This is a genomic window from Bacteroides sp., assembly GCF_030151085.1.
GTDB lineage: Bacteria > Bacteroidota > Bacteroidia > Bacteroidales > Bacteroidaceae > Bacteroides.
Genome location: NZ_JASLER010000060.1, coordinates 1 through 15,252 on the forward strand (window position 1 = coordinate 1; position 15,252 = coordinate 15,252).

The window sequence follows — 15,252 nt, forward strand, 5'->3', positions numbered from 1 at the left end:
GCTGGCGCGCTTGTCTTCATCGAATTCAGGCTTGCCAACTACCGGCATAATGGAAAACTGACCGTAATCGTTAATCCACGGACTAGGTTGGTGCGTTTGTTTGAATCCACGAATCTTGTTAGCTGTATATACATATTGCCAGCCATCACCCATTTTTCCGGTTTGAGGAGTCCAGAAGTTCATACCCCAGGGGCGAGCAATAGCAGGGTAAGTGTTACCCGTAGAAAGTTCAAAACTTGACTGTGTACCTATCAAGGGGCTAACATACTGAGTGAAGTCCTTAGCCTGTATCCAAAGGGCACTGCTTAAAAAACAAATCAATAATAAGTATTTTCTCATGATACCAAACGTCTAATTTTTGATTTTATTCCATTCGTAAGTCCGCACTCATTAAAAAAGTATTATAGGGTCCCCATTTAGACGAAATAAACCAAATTCTGTCTTCATTATCTTTGAGAGGATGCATATAGGCACAGTAATGAGTTGGATATAATACTTTGGGAGTTCCCCATTGCGTAATATCTTCTGAAGTACAATAAAGAATAGCACTTTTTTCCGTTACAGGATTCTTATCAAAATTAGGATCATAGTTATAAGTTAGAATCCAGCGTTTAAATTTTTTATGCCACAGCAACGACGCCTCTCCGACAGGTCCCCGGAGAATAGGAGTAGCAGCAGTCTCTTCACCGCGAACCCACTCCTTCCGCTCGCTATTCCAGTATTCATAAGATTGCATTTCGAGAATATCCTTTTCACGAAAACGAGCCAAATAAGCAGCATCCCCACGCCCAGACTGGGTACCAATCATATAAATCCAACCTTTTCTCTTTGCATAAGTAACTTGAGAAAAATGACTATCAGGGGCAAAAGTGACTTCTTGTCTACGTGTCCAAGTACTTCCACCATCTTCAGAGGCATAAAGAGACGAAAAGTTAGTGAGCCAACGACCGTGTGGACCACCCCAATCTCGGATGTTCATATAATGCACACAATCCAGTTTACCGGCACGAATTGCCGCAGTAGGAATAGAAGTCTGGTATACTTGGGGATTAGTCTTTCCACCGGCACAAATTTCACGTGCTTTACCTTCTGAATCCAACAGCATAGAATCTATTTTTAGCCCATCTTCTAAATTAATATCTGACGAAAAAGCTACAACATTAGAACGCCAGTTAGAACCATTACCACCATTTTTGTCAACAACAAAACCTTTCCCACTGGTATCACCAAAGAAAAGACCTACCTGATTTTTACTTGTATGCCACATTATTCCTAAGTCTGAGCCATATACATCATAATCACGGCCCGTATTATTAGGATTATAAAGAGTTTCATCAGGAAGAGCATCTCCGGTGACCCTGGCTATTCTACAGACATTAGTAACTGTAAGCACCTTACCATTCTTATCCTTTAATTCATCAGATTGCATTGTGCCTGCATTTCCTATTATACTACAAGCCATAAAGTTAAGAAACAAAAAGAGACTGCTATATTTAATTTTCATATTTTTAAAGTTATCATATCCAACGAAAAGCAAGTATTTATTTTATTCTCTCAAGGGTTATTAATGCCAGTTCAAATTGGTTTCCATCTCCTTTGGCTCTGACATGTACGGTAATAGAATTTGTCTGTTCGGTAAGTTCCATATCGCCGACATGCACACCGGTTTTAAATAGTTCTTCATTTCCTTTAGTTGAAATCCAACCTGACAGTTGTTTCTGACGCTGCCAAATTTGAAAATCTGCCCCATCAGGTTTCTCAAAGTAATTAACAAGTACCTTGTACTTACCTTCCGGTACATCATCCAACATGATACGTACCATTCCATTCTTCTGAGTAGTCATGCGAATGCCTCGGTCATGTACTACTTGAACTCCCCCACCTACAGTCAGTTGCATTAACTGTGGAAAATAGACATGTACATCAGGCAAGTAAACAGAACGTTGTTCATTGGAAGGTTCAGCTTTTTTCAGCAGAGGTTGCGCTGCATAAAAGAAAGAGATAGTAGTATAATCAACCGGGAAGTTATTTCCCACCTCACCATGTTCCATACCATGATATATTTCTTTTTCATAGGGCATCTTGTCTGACAAGAAGAAACGATAACCACCGGTACGATTCATCGGAAGAGAATAATCCAAACATCCGTGAATAGAAAGACTGTTACCTCGGTCCCAGCGATCCAGCAAAGCATACCAACCACCATTATAGTAATCTTCAGAACCAGTTCCATGCAATCTCATCTTATTATCTACATAAGTGCTGTCATCGCCCTCAAAGAAAAGAGTCATACCCGGACGTAATCCTTGGGCCTGATGTATGGTACCTACATAATGTCCTTTACCCTTTTGTTCCAAGAAAGGATGGAAGGTTCCTATCGGAGTCTTCTCACGATGCCATATAGAATAAAACTTACCTTCCTTTTCTATATCCCGTTTATTGTTATTATAATAAACCTTTATATTGACGGAGACAGGAGATTGTTGCACGCCATTTCTTTTCTTATAAATCATCTTTAGCGATGCTGTTTTGTCAAAGGGCATCGGAAAATAGCAATAGTTGGAAGTACCTTGTTTACCCATCAAGATACTACGCATAGCTCCTTTACCAAAAGCATATCCAAAGAGATCAGCAACAGGAGCATAAATTGCTTCAACTTTCTCATTATCCCACTGTGCAGAAAGTAGTACGTCTTTGTACAAACCTTCAAAAGAAGTACCACCATCAATCTCCATACCCACTATTCTTCCGGCATTGTTCATCTCAAAGAAAGGATATTCTTCACCAGGTTTGATCGTGAGCATTGTTTCTTTAACTTGCACGTCAACTGATTTTCCCAAGGTATAACTTGCTACCTCAGGGGTTATATCAGCCCATATATTGTTTACCTCAGCAAGTAGTTCTTTATCTTGTTGGGTAAATTCTCCTGTATAGGTTTCAACCTTCTTATTGGGTAAAGTTCGGTATTGTATCTGGATAAACTCCAATTTAGGTCCATCAAAGATAATCTTACATGATTTCTTATAAGTGATGGGAAGGTAGCAATAGAAACCACCGATTTCATTTCCACAAACCGGTTTAGTGAAAGGGTAAACATTGCCTGAAAACAGATCGGAGAATTTGATTTTCAGCCCCGGCTCCTTTTGACCATCAAAGTAAAAATAGAGCATGTTATCCGTAGGTGTGGGTGTCCAAATACGATTGATTACTCCCGGGCCCTCCATTTCTGCAATGACAAGTTTATCGCCTTCTTTGCGTAAGAAAGAATAAGTTCCGGCAAATCCGTCATCATTCCCCCAACGTCTATCATAACTTGAGAACTGCTCAACATAAGACTCCGTACGATATTCGGGAAGTTTATCAATCCTCTTCAACAGCACCAGTTCATCAGTCCACCGATATGTTTCCTGAGACATAACTTGCTGATTGCATAATAGTAATATAGCCGATAGTACTAAAAATGTATTTCTTAAGATATTCATTTTTTTTGTAGTTTTTAATTAATATGTTCTATTTTACAGTATTCCTAGTATTCCAATAAGTAAGGCTTCTCATTAAATGTCTTCCAAAGTAATTCACCGAATAATGTATTTGCCCAAGCAAACCAACTTCTGGTGAACTTTTTAGGATCGTCCTTATGGAAAGATTCATGCATGAAACCAGTACCGCCATGTGTTTTCTGCAAAGTCTGTATACATTGCTGAATTTCCCTGTCATTGTTAGAAGTCAATGCTCTCATGATAATGCTCATTGGCCATATCATATCAACACCAATATGATGACCTCCAATTCCTTCGGCTGCAGTTCCTCTAAAGAAAAATGAATTACCTTCGGACCATACAAATTTTCTTGTATTTTCATATACCGGATCATTACGGTCTGTTCCGCCTAAATAAGGAAGTGCCAATAAATTGGGAACATTGGCATCATCACTCAAATATGCAGACCCGAAACCATCAATCTCAAAAGCATAGATTTTGCCATATTTAGGGTGATTAACCACAGCATAATCTTGCAGAGCTTTGTAAACTTCATGACTCAATGTCTTCAGTTGATCTGCCAACTCATTGTCTTTTGATATCTTACGTACCATTTCCGATGCTTGTTTAAGGCTGACAACAGCAAAGAAGTTAGAAGGGATAAGGAAAGGGAAAACTGTAGCATCATCACTTGGTCTGAAAGTAGAACAGATAAGACCTACCGGATTGACTTTATATCCACCCCCTCCCATCGGCACAGCATCAATAGCCCATTCTGAAGTTCGACGAAAATTGTAGGGACCGTTACCGTTCTTTCGTTGCTGTTCTTTACATACTCTCAGTATTGTTTCTATTGACTTCTTCCACTGTGCATCAAAGGGAGAGCTATCATGGCTTTTCTTCCAATAACCATACGCTAAACGAATGGGGTAACAAAGTGAATCCAGCTCATATTTGCGTTCATGCACACCTGGTTTCATTTCTGTATGATCACTTGTCCATCTGGTATATTGAGTGTCATCATTATGGAAAGCATTAGCATACGGATCTTTCAAAATGAATGCAGTCTGTTTATTAATAACGCCGGCAATCATCTTTTGTAACTGCTTATCTTCCGACATAAAATCCAAATACGGATAAACCTGTGCAGAACTATCTCTTAGCCACATAGCATCAATATCTCCAGTAATTACATAAGTATCCGGACGACCATCTTTCTCTGAATAATGAATGGTTGTATCCAATGTATTGGGAAAGCAGTTTTCGAAAAGCCATGCCAGCTCTTTATTTTTCACTTTCTTATTGAAAGTATCGATGGCCTTTTCAATTGCCGGACTTCTAAATTTCCTTTCCGATGCAGTTTTTCTTACAGTAGGAAATGGAGTAAGAGGACTTGCAATGACGTTTTTTTTTGAATTAGCATAGATCAGGTTGCCATTCAAGGCATATCCAGCACCTAAAAGCCCCATTCTTTTTAGAAAATTTCTTCTATTCATGATATTACAAACTATTCGTTAAATCTTATTTATTTAGAACCTATTGAATCTTAACTATATGCAGTACCGAACCACCGTCTACTGCCAATGGCATATTAATTACCTCTTTTCTTGTAACCTTACGTACTTCCTTATTCAAGTGATTTGCATTCTCATTTACGTCTGAGGCATCTGTATAAACCGTGGCTTCATAATCACCATCATCTAAAAAATCAAGCCTCAGTTGCAAATCGCGTGCTGTGCTATTATTTAAAGTTCCTACCCACCAGTCTGTACCACTGCGACGGGCAATTGTTACATACTGATTTATTTCTGCCAGCGGTACCCGTATTTCATCCCATGTACCCGGAACTACACGTAATACCTCAAATCCAGGTTGTCCCTCATAAGCTTCAGGCGCATCACACAAAGAAGTTAGATGATTTTCGAGTACTACATACATGGCTAACATGTGACAACGAGTACTCATAACATACGGATTCACATAGCGAGTTTTAAATTTAGAGCGTGGCAAGGCGCGAAAACCACCCAAATGATAGTCTGTAGCACCTGCAAGCATACGGGTGAACGGAATGGAAATATCATGGTCGGCATTGACAACATTATCCCATTTACATATTTCATAGTTAAGAGTACCTTCGCGTGTAAACTCATTCGGATAGGTACGTATTAGACCGGAAGGTTTACTAGAACCATGAAACTGAATGAAAAGACGATGCTTGGCAGCACATTTTAATATATCCTCCTGAATACGTATCATTTCCTGATCGTCACGCTCCATGAAGTCGACCATCAACCCTTTTACTCCCCACTTTTCGTATAGCTCAAAAGCCTCATCCAATTTATTATATAAAGGACGCCAATGTACCCAAAGATGTATTCCAACTCCTTTACTTTTAGCATACTCTGCTATACGTGGCATATCCAGACATGGAATTGGCTTGGTTACATCAGCATTCGGACCGGCATTCCCAAAGTTAAAGTTTTCATCATAATACCATGGAGTTTCTGCATAACCATAAATACCGTGAGCATCAAGACCGTTACGGGCAGCAAAATCAATATAATATTTATTCGTATCAAAGTTGTTTCCCGGGGAGAAAGTACTGTCAGGAACTACATTTCCATTCCACCATGTAAAGGTAGTGCGACACGGCTTTATCCATGAGGTATCTTCCAGTTTGCACGGCTCATTCAAACTTGTCAATATATTAGTTTCAAGTAGCCCCCCAATGCGGTCAGCAACAGAAATCACACGCCACGGAGTACAATGCGGAAAGGAGTTAATTTCCACTTTAATCTTTTCCTGTCCGAGACGCGGAGAAAGTTTGCCTACTAATTTATTCTCTTCCTTTACTAAATACATGCCCGCATAATCGCGCACAGCTGCTTCTGTAATAGAAGCAAAAGTATTGTTAGCAAATTCAAAAGTTACAGGCATCTCTATCAAGCGTTGTGTGGCAATGCTATCATACATTACATGCGTATAAAGATTCTCATGCGTATTTGCATATCCTGGAAGATACATCAACAATGCCTTCGGATTGCCTGTCAAATTAAACTGTGTCTTCTCATCGTACATTACATATGCATTCCATCCTTGCTGCTTAGGAAACTCATAACGGAAGGCTATTCCATCATTAAATGCTCTAACAATCAGATTAATCTTACGTTTTGTAGTGGAGTCTAGTAAAGGTACGACTATTTCCTTACAATAATTACGGGCAGTACTGACCTTACCTATAAGCAATGTGTAGCTTTCATCAATAGTCTTACGATATACTTTACCTATTTCAAGATTACCACAAAACTCTCCGCTATCCAAATCAAAGCCTAATAGAGAATTGGTTACCAAAGGTTTATTTCTATAATCGACCTTATATGAAAGCACCTCTGGTGACACTTCCAAAGAGAATTTAAGTTTACCGTCAGGCGACAAGACGGAAACCTTTTGTTGGGCTGAGGCAAACACTGAACAAAAAAAAGCGAGACATAAGACAAGTCTATTTTTCATTTCTTAATAGTATATTATAGGGTGTAGTTAACTATTGGCCTAATTAACTTGTCAAGCAATATTAAATAAATACAGCATAAAAGACAAGCTGATTAAGCCAATAAGTTGTAACTTTAAAAATCAAATCAGATAAAAAGAATTAAGGAATACTGACTGTTTTTACATCTGCATAATTATATCGCTTCGCTCCTGCAATATCCTTATTAATACGAGCTCCGACACGAAGATAATAAGTACGACCTGCTGGAAGTTCACCTTCAGTAGTCAAGGTTATCGTTTCTCCAATGATATTTTTTATTTCTTCCCCACCCAAATGCTTGTCATAACGATCATCAAAGTTATTACTACCGACATAAGGACTCGAACCATTGATAAACAGATATACATCTGATATTTCCTGCTGATAATCCGGGTTTGCTGTGCCACGGGTTATTCTAGCTTTCACAGTAATCTTGCGTCCATCGATTACGGGTTCACCGACATATTCCACACGCAAGAAAGGCTCTACTTCAAAATTTAGATTCACCGTACCTTTAACACCCATAGTTATACTAGCATCAGAAATAATTTCCCCCTTGGCATTTCGCAAAACTAAAGGAACAAACGCTCCTTCGGGCTCAATATTATAATCCCCTTTAAATATCTTGGTATTATTAAATGTACCATCTTGTTTGACAGTGAAATAATAAGGTGTAGGATTATCACTCCAACTATATTCCATCAGTTTGATACGCACCCCGTTGTTTCCTGTTTCTGTAAAGAATGGAGCTTTTGTTTCCTTATCAATTATAGTCCCTCTCAATGTCTCCTGAGGTTCATCATAATTATCGAACTTCTGGCAAGAGGTTTCAGCCAGCACCATGAAGCTTACTGCTAAAAAATAAACTATCTTTTTCATATCTTCTTTACTTTAATAAATTTAATAACCGGGATTCTGTACTAGCCCATCACTATTGATAATATTTACCGGAATGTCCAAATAGTACCAACGTGAATCTACTGTATAGCGGGTATTCTTTTCATCATAACGAGCATCGAAAAACCATTTGTTAGCCTTATCTGCATAAAATGGCATCAAGATTCTATAAATCTTATTATTTTGTTCTTTATCCAGTGTGCGCCAGCGTTTCAAATCCCACCATGCTTTATTCTCAAAACCTAATTCCTTGCGTCTTTCCGTACGAACAATCTCTTTTGTCACGGCTGAAGCATTAGTCAGCATGGTAGCACCGGCACGCTCACGAATAGCATTGACACATGAGTAAGCGTCTTCTTTGTATGCATTCCCTTGACCGGCCTCTGCTAACTCTATCGCTGCTTCAGCACGATTGAGCAATACCTCTCCGTATCTGAACTCAATCCATGACTGGGTAGAGCGGTTTAGTACCACAAGTGAAGCTTCCAGTTTGGAGTCCAAATATTTACGAACAGAAAAACCAGATATGGCACCAGCTTCATCATTGTAAAAGCAACCGCTACGACCAGCCGGATTCATCATTTCTCCATTAGATAACTTGTAAGGTTCTTGCTCTCCGCCATTAGCACTGGTCACAATATTCTTTTTGCACTCAGTTGATTCATACTTTGCCAAAGTACCTTCCGGAATCAATGGAGAAATTCCGCCATCTATCGGACCGGTATAGATACCGCGCCACATTTCTACAGCTTCTCCTTTGAATTGTTCACCAGGCAAAATAACCGTGGCGCGCAGACGTGGTTCTGCATTCTTAAACAGGTCCGTCAACTTGTCATACAATACATATTTACCATTTTCAGTAGTCTTGATATGACCATCTTCGTTTTTAGGAAATCCATCGAACATCTCCACAAATTCCAGTGTAGGTCCTACTGCTGAGGAATAACCGCCGACCATAAACTGACGGGGAATTGAAAAACAGTCATAACTATGTGTCGAGTTCGGATATAAATATTGACGAATCAAAATATTTTCAGGACTGTTATTATCGAAATACATATTCACGAAATTCTGATATTGAGCTTCCTTATTGTCTGCCGTCCATTCTTTTTTATATAAAGAGAAATGACCTTCCAACATTTTTGCAGCATCATAAGCCTCCTTAAAATATCCTATTGCCTTCTCTGAAGGAATACCGCATAACTGATTATTGGTCTTCTTATCAACTAACTCAATCTCATTGTATTTTGCTATGGAACCAGCATACAACATGGATCTTGACTTCAATGCAAGGGCAGCATACTTCGTTGCACGTCCCAACTCGTTGGTTTCAGGCAATAAATTATAAGCATCTTCCAAATCCTTCTTTATTTGCTGGTATACAGCATCTTCTGAAGAGCGTGGTATTTTCAGTCCCTCTATAGATTGCCCCGGATAATTCAACACCTCATTCACCATAGGCACACCACCATAGCGTTTCACCATAGCAAAATAGATAAAAGCACGATTGAACAACATTTCTCCTTTCCAGGTGTTCATGTCCGATTCATGAAAGTTTGAAGCATATTCGGGAAGAGTTTGCAAAAAATAGTTGATATCACGCAAAGATTTATAAGCATCTCCCCAATACTTCGTATTCTCACTTTGCGCTCCCTTGCCTTGATTACCACAGATGGCTTCTCCATCCATTACACTCATTCCAGTCATTACATAACCGTTGAAAAAGCCTCTCTCTGGCGAATAGCGAAAATCTTCCATCGGCATTCCACTATAAACACGTGCCAAATAACTATTGATACCACTTTGTGAACCAAATACATCAGCATTTTGTACAACATTCAACGGTGGAAGATCCAAATCAATACATGCGGACATTCCTACAAGAAGTGACAGGCACAATATATTCTTTAATGTTTTCATAATTCTTCTTATTGATTAAAATTTAACGTTTACTCCAACTGAGAAGGTTCTGTTCAACGGATATAGGTTTCCCCAAGTATCATTACCAGAGTGTTCGGGATCGAACGGTACTGCCTTGATAGTAAACAAATTATAACCGTTAGCATACAAACGTAAGCTCTTGACACCACTTCTTCCAAGCCATTTACGAGGGAAAGTGTAGCCTAATTCAGCACTTTTCAAACGGACATAACTTGAATTATGTATATTATACTCAGACCATTCGTATGGCAAAGTTCCAGTGTAAGCATATTCGCCACTTATCCACTTTGTATTTGGATCATAAGGATCAACAGTTGGATCAGCCGGATGCCATCTATCCATAAAATAATCCAATGCATTTGAGTTAGGATGTCCCCACATAGGTTCACGTAATTGTTCTATGTAGCGGTTATATTGCATAGCTGCACCCTGGAATAACAGGTTCAAATCAAAACCTTTCCACTCAGCGCCGACATTCAAACTAAAATTAATTAACGGACGATTTTCATAACCAATGGGATGTGTGTCCAAATCAGAATTAATACCATCACCATTCCAGTCCTCATACCTATAGTCACCCGGTAATGTTCCATAATTCACAAAAATAGGACTATTGGCAATATCATAGTAAGAAGTATAACGGCCACCATCTCCATGTCCCCAAACAATGTTTTGATAACGGTTAGTATTGTTATTTCTCCAGTTTTCATAAGAGTTACCCGATTCACCGCGTTCAACGTATCTGCTCTCCGTACGAGTATAAGAGAATATACCTTTTACATTGTAGTTTAAGTCACCAATATGATTATAATGAGATATTTCAAGATCTATACCATGTGTAAAGTCTCCATTCAGATTTTCTTGCGGCAATCCTGCGCCAACCACTGTAGGAAGACTAGTGGCACGAGTCGCCAAAAGACCGGTACGGGAACGGCTAAAATAATCCGCAGAAATACCTAATAATCCGTTCCAGGCATCTAAGTCAACACCTATATCAAAAGTTTTGGCTATATACCAAGTGATATATGGATTGGCAATACCTTTATTGGCCACAGCATTTACATAAGAGCCATTGAATACATAGCCTCCGGGACGGTCACTGGCACCACCACCCGCCGGATAAGTGTATCCTGTAACAAACTGATAGCTTGATGCGCTATCATCTCCCAATTTACCATAGGAGGCACGCAATTTGGCATTGTTAATGAAAGACAAACAAGACTCTTTCCAAAACTCTTCTTCTGAAATACGCCATCCCAAAGAACCAGAAGGGAAGAAGCCCCATTGTGAACCGCCTCCGAACTTGGAAGAACCATCATAACGGAAGCTAAATTCTGCCAGATATTTAGAGCGATAATCATAACCGAATTTACCTACCAACCCCATATTGGCTCTCTGATAAAGATCATTGTCACCCGTATTCATATTACCTTGTTGGTTTGCTGTGTTTCCAGCAAATAATTGTTCCAGATTCAAAGACATTTCACGCCTCGCCCAAAAGTTGTCACCGTCGCGGCGTTGACCTTCCAATAGCAATAAACCGCTTACATTATGCTTCCCGGCAAAAGAATGTGCATAGTCCAGTGAAACATGATATAACCAAGATTGTTTAGTAAAGTGTTCACGGGTAAAGTTACCCGGTGACTGAAGTTTACGAGGAGTATAAATGTCCTTAGCTGCATCATAATCATATTCGTTGAATGTTTTCATAAAAATACGATTGTCCGCTATCTGATAATCATAACTGAACATACCTTTGAGTTTCAAACCCTGAATCCAAGGAACATCATATGTTGCTTGAAAAGAAGACTGAAACCATTTATTATTATATGTTTTATTACCTACCTGGTCGGCATCCATCATTGCCACCGGATTATCGCCTTCAATCCAACCATACATTAAATAAGCCGGATTATTATTGGCATAGATGGGCTGAGTAGCTGGTGCACGCTGCATTGCACGGATAATCCAGTCAGCATTTGTATATGGTTGGTCTTTCTGATCCATTATTCCACTCATGTTGAAATCTACAGTTAGACGATCAGTAATCTTGGCGGAAATATTGGAGCGAAGATTAAAACGGTCGTAATCCAAGCTTTCACTACGCAGGAATGATTCCTGATACATATATCCTGCACTGAGATAATACTGAACTCTTTCATTACCACCACGGGCACTTAATGTATGTTGAGTCTGGGGAGCCAACGGGCGCATCACTGCATCATACCAGTCAGTGCCTTGCTTAGTTCCGTTACGATAAGCCTCAATCTCATCCAATGGATAAACTAGAACACCACCATTGACATTGTGCATACTTTTCTCATTCTTCAATGTCATCCAGTCAGCAGCGCTCACCATCTTAACGGCACCAGAAGGATTCTGCCAGCCTATATTCCCGGAATATTCCAACTCAACATGGTCTTTAGTACCCTTCTTTGTTGTAATCAGCACAACACCATTGGCTGCCCGTACACCATAAATGGCTGCCGATGCATCTTTCAACACAGAAATCGATTCAATATCATTAGGAGCCAGGCGCGTCATATTGTCACGTGGTATTCCATCGATGATTATCAAAGCATCGCCCATACCACGAATATCAAAGTTATTATTGAAAGAACCTGGTTCGGCAGACTTCTGCATAACACGTACACCTGCAATCTTACCGGTCAACATATTCTGAGTATTTTCATTCTTTGTAGACATTAATTCGGCTTCTTTTATGGAGGCTACAGCACCGGTCAGAGTCACTTTCTTCTGAGTACCATACCCCACTACAACCACTTCATCCAACATTTGCAGGTCTTCCTTCATTGTAATATTAATCTCCGTTCGTCTACCGATGGAGACTACTTGGGCTGCATAGCCTATATAAGTTACATTCAAGTGTGTAGCATTTGCAGGAACATCCAAAGAGAAATATCCGTCTATATCGGTGATAGTACCATTGTTCGTACCATTGACCATAATCGAAGCTCCAATAATGGACTCATTACTAACATCAGTCACCCGTCCTTTTATTTTGCGTGCTCCGTCCGAAGTCGATTCTTGTTTACGGATAGGTTTATAAATAGTAATGCGCTTACCTACAACCTCATATTTAAGGTTCTTTCCGGAGAACAACATCTCCAGCACTTGCTCTACCGATTTATTTTTGGCGTCGACAGAAACTTTCTCGTTAGTATTGACATCGTTATTTCTTACTAGGAAAGAATACCCTGATTGTTTTTCAATCTCTTTGAATACTTGAGTAAGGGATACATTTTTCTGCTGTACTGTAATACGGACATCTTGTAGTGGGGACGCATAAGCCATTACAGTTGTCAACACAGATAATAAGGCAAACATTATGAACGACCGTACAGGCATAAAAAACCGTCCAGAATGATAAATTAGACAAATCATTCCTTGATTATGATTATTTTTCATATATTTGTTGTGTAAAAATTATGTTAATAGTTTTTAGATTCACGAGTCGGAGTACATGGGACCAATATGTATCTCCGATTCTTTTTTAAGTTGTGTTTTTCATCTCATCATATTTTATATTTTTTTAGTTAGACATTCATTTATTAGTTATTGTGATCACATTTCCTTTCCTCTCCCATTCGTATTTATCATCTACGTCCAAATAATCCAGAATCTCGTCTAAAGACAGTTTGGTGCTGATACTTCCCGAGAAGATTTCAGACTTCATACATTCAGACAGAATATCAATACGTACATTGAATTTTCGTTCTATATCTTTCATTATATCTACCAGCGAGGTATTTACAAAGCTCAGGCGCCCTGTAGTCCATTGAGTCATGATTTCTGCATCAACAACATCCGAGAGGAGCCGCCCCGACTGTTTGTCATAAACAGCACGCTGGTTGGGTTTCAGTACCACATTTCCTGTTGTCTCCGATTTTGAGAATACGTTTACCTTTCCTTCCACAAGGGCTACTTCAATATTGGGTTCTTCTTTATAAGCCCTGACATTGAAAACTGTTCCCAATACCTTTACATTCAGACCTTCTGTATGCACAATAAAGGGTTTTTCCGGATTTTTATGTACTTCAAAATATCCTTCGCCAACCAGATAAACCTCCCTATTCTTATTTCTCGTAAAAGCCGGATCGTATTTCAAAACCGAACCGGAATTCAAGCAGACTACCGATCCATCAGGCAATACAACCTTGGTATGCGATCCCAACGGAACTTCCATCTGGCACAGTACCACGTCCTGCGTCGACCTCTGTATGTCATCCCAAATGTAATAACATGCCACAGAAGATGTTATCAACAAAGCAACCGTTGCGGCAATACGGCGTACATTTCTCCACAAGACCCACCGGGGCGATAATGTTAAAGAGTGAGTACCCTTTTTCACATTCAACCGATGAAGTAATTTCTCATAATTATCTACTTCCGTCTTGGCAAAATGAGGAATGAGCAATCTTGCATGTTCTTTGGACAATTCCTTAAAACGTTTTTGGTAATACTCGTCCGATTTTAAAAGTGCATGAAAACCCTGCAATTCTTCTTCAGGCAGACATCCAGCCATATAATCTATCATCCACCTATCAAAATCCTCATATTCTGTTTTCATACACTAACTCTTTTATATTTCTGTTCTCATATATAATACACGTCTCAATCCACAATCATTTATGTGAGATGCATTTTTTTTCAATTTATTTTAATCATGTATAGCTACACTTTTGTAACCTATTAATAATAAGAGGTAAATGAGAGAAAAAACTGTAGAATTATTATTTGATAAGATATAGGCACAAAATAAAGACAGCAGGTCCGAAATGCTTTTTCAATCTATCAAAAGCATTCTTTATCTGCACACGAACTGTATTTACCGACAAATTGCATTCATCGGCTATTTCTTGCGGAGATAGGTTTTTATAGAGATATTTCTCAAAGATGGCTCGGCACTTCTCGGGCAACTGGCTGACTGCTAAGTGTACTTGCTTCTTCAGTTCTTCCACTTCAAGCAATTCTAAAGGAGTTTCCCCACCCTGACAATACTCTTCCTGAAAGAATAACAAATCTTCTTGAAATTCATCGAGTACCCGTTCGCGCGAACGTAACGAACGTATATAATTCAAACAACCATTTTGCACACAACGCAACAGATAAGAATGAATAGGAAATTCCAGTTCTGTCCGCTTATTCCATACATGTACAAAGACATCATTCACCACTTCTTTCGATGCATCTGCATCAAAAATGTACCCTGCCGCACAGGTACACAAGTAGGTATAATAGTTATTATACAAAATAGCAAAGGATCTTTCATCCCCTCGGTTTATGCCATCTATCACCGATTCATCAACAATTGTCGCCTTCATCATCTTGTGCAAATTCATTTTTTAGATTTGTAGGTCTATTTATTATTTCATAATAATTGCA

Annotated in this window: 9 protein-coding genes and 1 pseudogene; all 10 read right to left on the minus strand. The window is 39.2% G+C overall.

All coding sequences use genetic code 11. The features are described from left to right. Positions 1-339 (minus strand): annotated as a pseudogene (locus Q1W14_RS12305) (glycoside hydrolase family 92 protein); the annotation flags it as partial. Between the two features lie 25 nt (positions 340-364). Next, on the minus strand, positions 365-1,504 hold the full coding sequence (locus Q1W14_RS12310) for a DUF4185 domain-containing protein (protein WP_300701818.1): 1,140 nt from the start codon (positions 1,502-1,504) through the stop codon (positions 365-367). A gap of 37 nt (positions 1,505-1,541) precedes the next feature. Then, a complete protein-coding gene (locus Q1W14_RS12315) occupies positions 1,542-3,482 on the minus strand; it encodes a glycoside hydrolase family 172 protein (protein ID WP_300701819.1) in 1,941 nt (646 codons plus the stop codon). 44 nt (positions 3,483-3,526) lie between these two features. Continuing rightward, the gene (locus tag Q1W14_RS12320; protein ID WP_300701820.1) at positions 3,527-4,975 is read right to left on the minus strand and encodes a glycoside hydrolase family 125 protein; all 1,449 of its coding nucleotides are present in this window, start codon (positions 4,973-4,975) and stop codon (positions 3,527-3,529) included. Between the two features lie 40 nt (positions 4,976-5,015). Then, a complete protein-coding gene (locus Q1W14_RS12325) occupies positions 5,016-6,989 on the minus strand; it encodes a glycoside hydrolase family 97 protein (RefSeq protein WP_300701821.1) in 1,974 nt (657 codons plus the stop codon). 139 nt (positions 6,990-7,128) lie between these two features. Next, positions 7,129-7,887, minus strand: coding sequence for a DUF3823 domain-containing protein (locus Q1W14_RS12330; protein ID WP_300701822.1), 759 nt, complete (start codon positions 7,885-7,887; stop codon positions 7,129-7,131). A gap of 21 nt (positions 7,888-7,908) precedes the next feature. Continuing rightward, positions 7,909-9,825 carry a RagB/SusD family nutrient uptake outer membrane protein gene (locus Q1W14_RS12335; RefSeq protein WP_300701823.1) on the minus strand — a complete coding sequence of 639 codons (1,917 nt, stop codon included), beginning with the start codon at positions 9,823-9,825 and terminating at the stop codon, positions 7,909-7,911. Positions 9,826-9,840: 15 nt separating this feature from the next. Continuing rightward, a complete protein-coding gene (locus Q1W14_RS12340) occupies positions 9,841-13,275 on the minus strand; it encodes a TonB-dependent receptor (protein ID WP_300701824.1) in 3,435 nt (1,144 codons plus the stop codon). Between the two features lie 136 nt (positions 13,276-13,411). After that, positions 13,412-14,437, minus strand: a complete 1,026-nt coding sequence (locus Q1W14_RS12345; RefSeq protein WP_300701825.1) for a FecR family protein — start codon at positions 14,435-14,437, stop codon at positions 13,412-13,414. Positions 14,438-14,600: 163 nt separating this feature from the next. Continuing rightward, positions 14,601-15,191 (minus strand): RNA polymerase sigma-70 factor, encoded by a 591-nt coding sequence (locus Q1W14_RS12350; protein ID WP_300701919.1) that lies wholly within the window; start codon positions 15,189-15,191, stop codon positions 14,601-14,603. Positions 15,192-15,252: the final 61 nt, after the last annotated feature.

Excerpts from the sequence above, each read along its gene's own strand:
- Q1W14_RS12345 (WP_300701825.1), bottom strand. The coding sequence starts at position 14,437 with ATGAAAACAGAATATGAGGATTTTGATAGGTGGATGATAGATTATATG.
- Q1W14_RS12340 (WP_300701824.1), bottom strand. The coding sequence starts at position 13,275 with ATGAAAAATAATCATAATCAAGGAATGATTTGTCTAATTTATCATTCT.
- Q1W14_RS12325 (WP_300701821.1), bottom strand. The coding sequence starts at position 6,989 with ATGAAAAATAGACTTGTCTTATGTCTCGCTTTTTTTTGTTCAGTGTTT.
- Q1W14_RS12330 (WP_300701822.1), bottom strand. The coding sequence starts at position 7,887 with ATGAAAAAGATAGTTTATTTTTTAGCAGTAAGCTTCATGGTGCTGGCT.
- Q1W14_RS12320 (WP_300701820.1), bottom strand. The coding sequence starts at position 4,975 with ATGAATAGAAGAAATTTTCTAAAAAGAATGGGGCTTTTAGGTGCTGGA.
- Q1W14_RS12335 (WP_300701823.1), bottom strand. The coding sequence starts at position 9,825 with ATGAAAACATTAAAGAATATATTGTGCCTGTCACTTCTTGTAGGAATG.
- Q1W14_RS12315 (WP_300701819.1), bottom strand. The coding sequence starts at position 3,482 with ATGAATATCTTAAGAAATACATTTTTAGTACTATCGGCTATATTACTA.
- Q1W14_RS12350 (WP_300701919.1), bottom strand. The coding sequence starts at position 15,191 with ATGAAGGCGACAATTGTTGATGAATCGGTGATAGATGGCATAAACCGA.
- Q1W14_RS12310 (WP_300701818.1), bottom strand. The coding sequence starts at position 1,504 with ATGAAAATTAAATATAGCAGTCTCTTTTTGTTTCTTAACTTTATGGCT.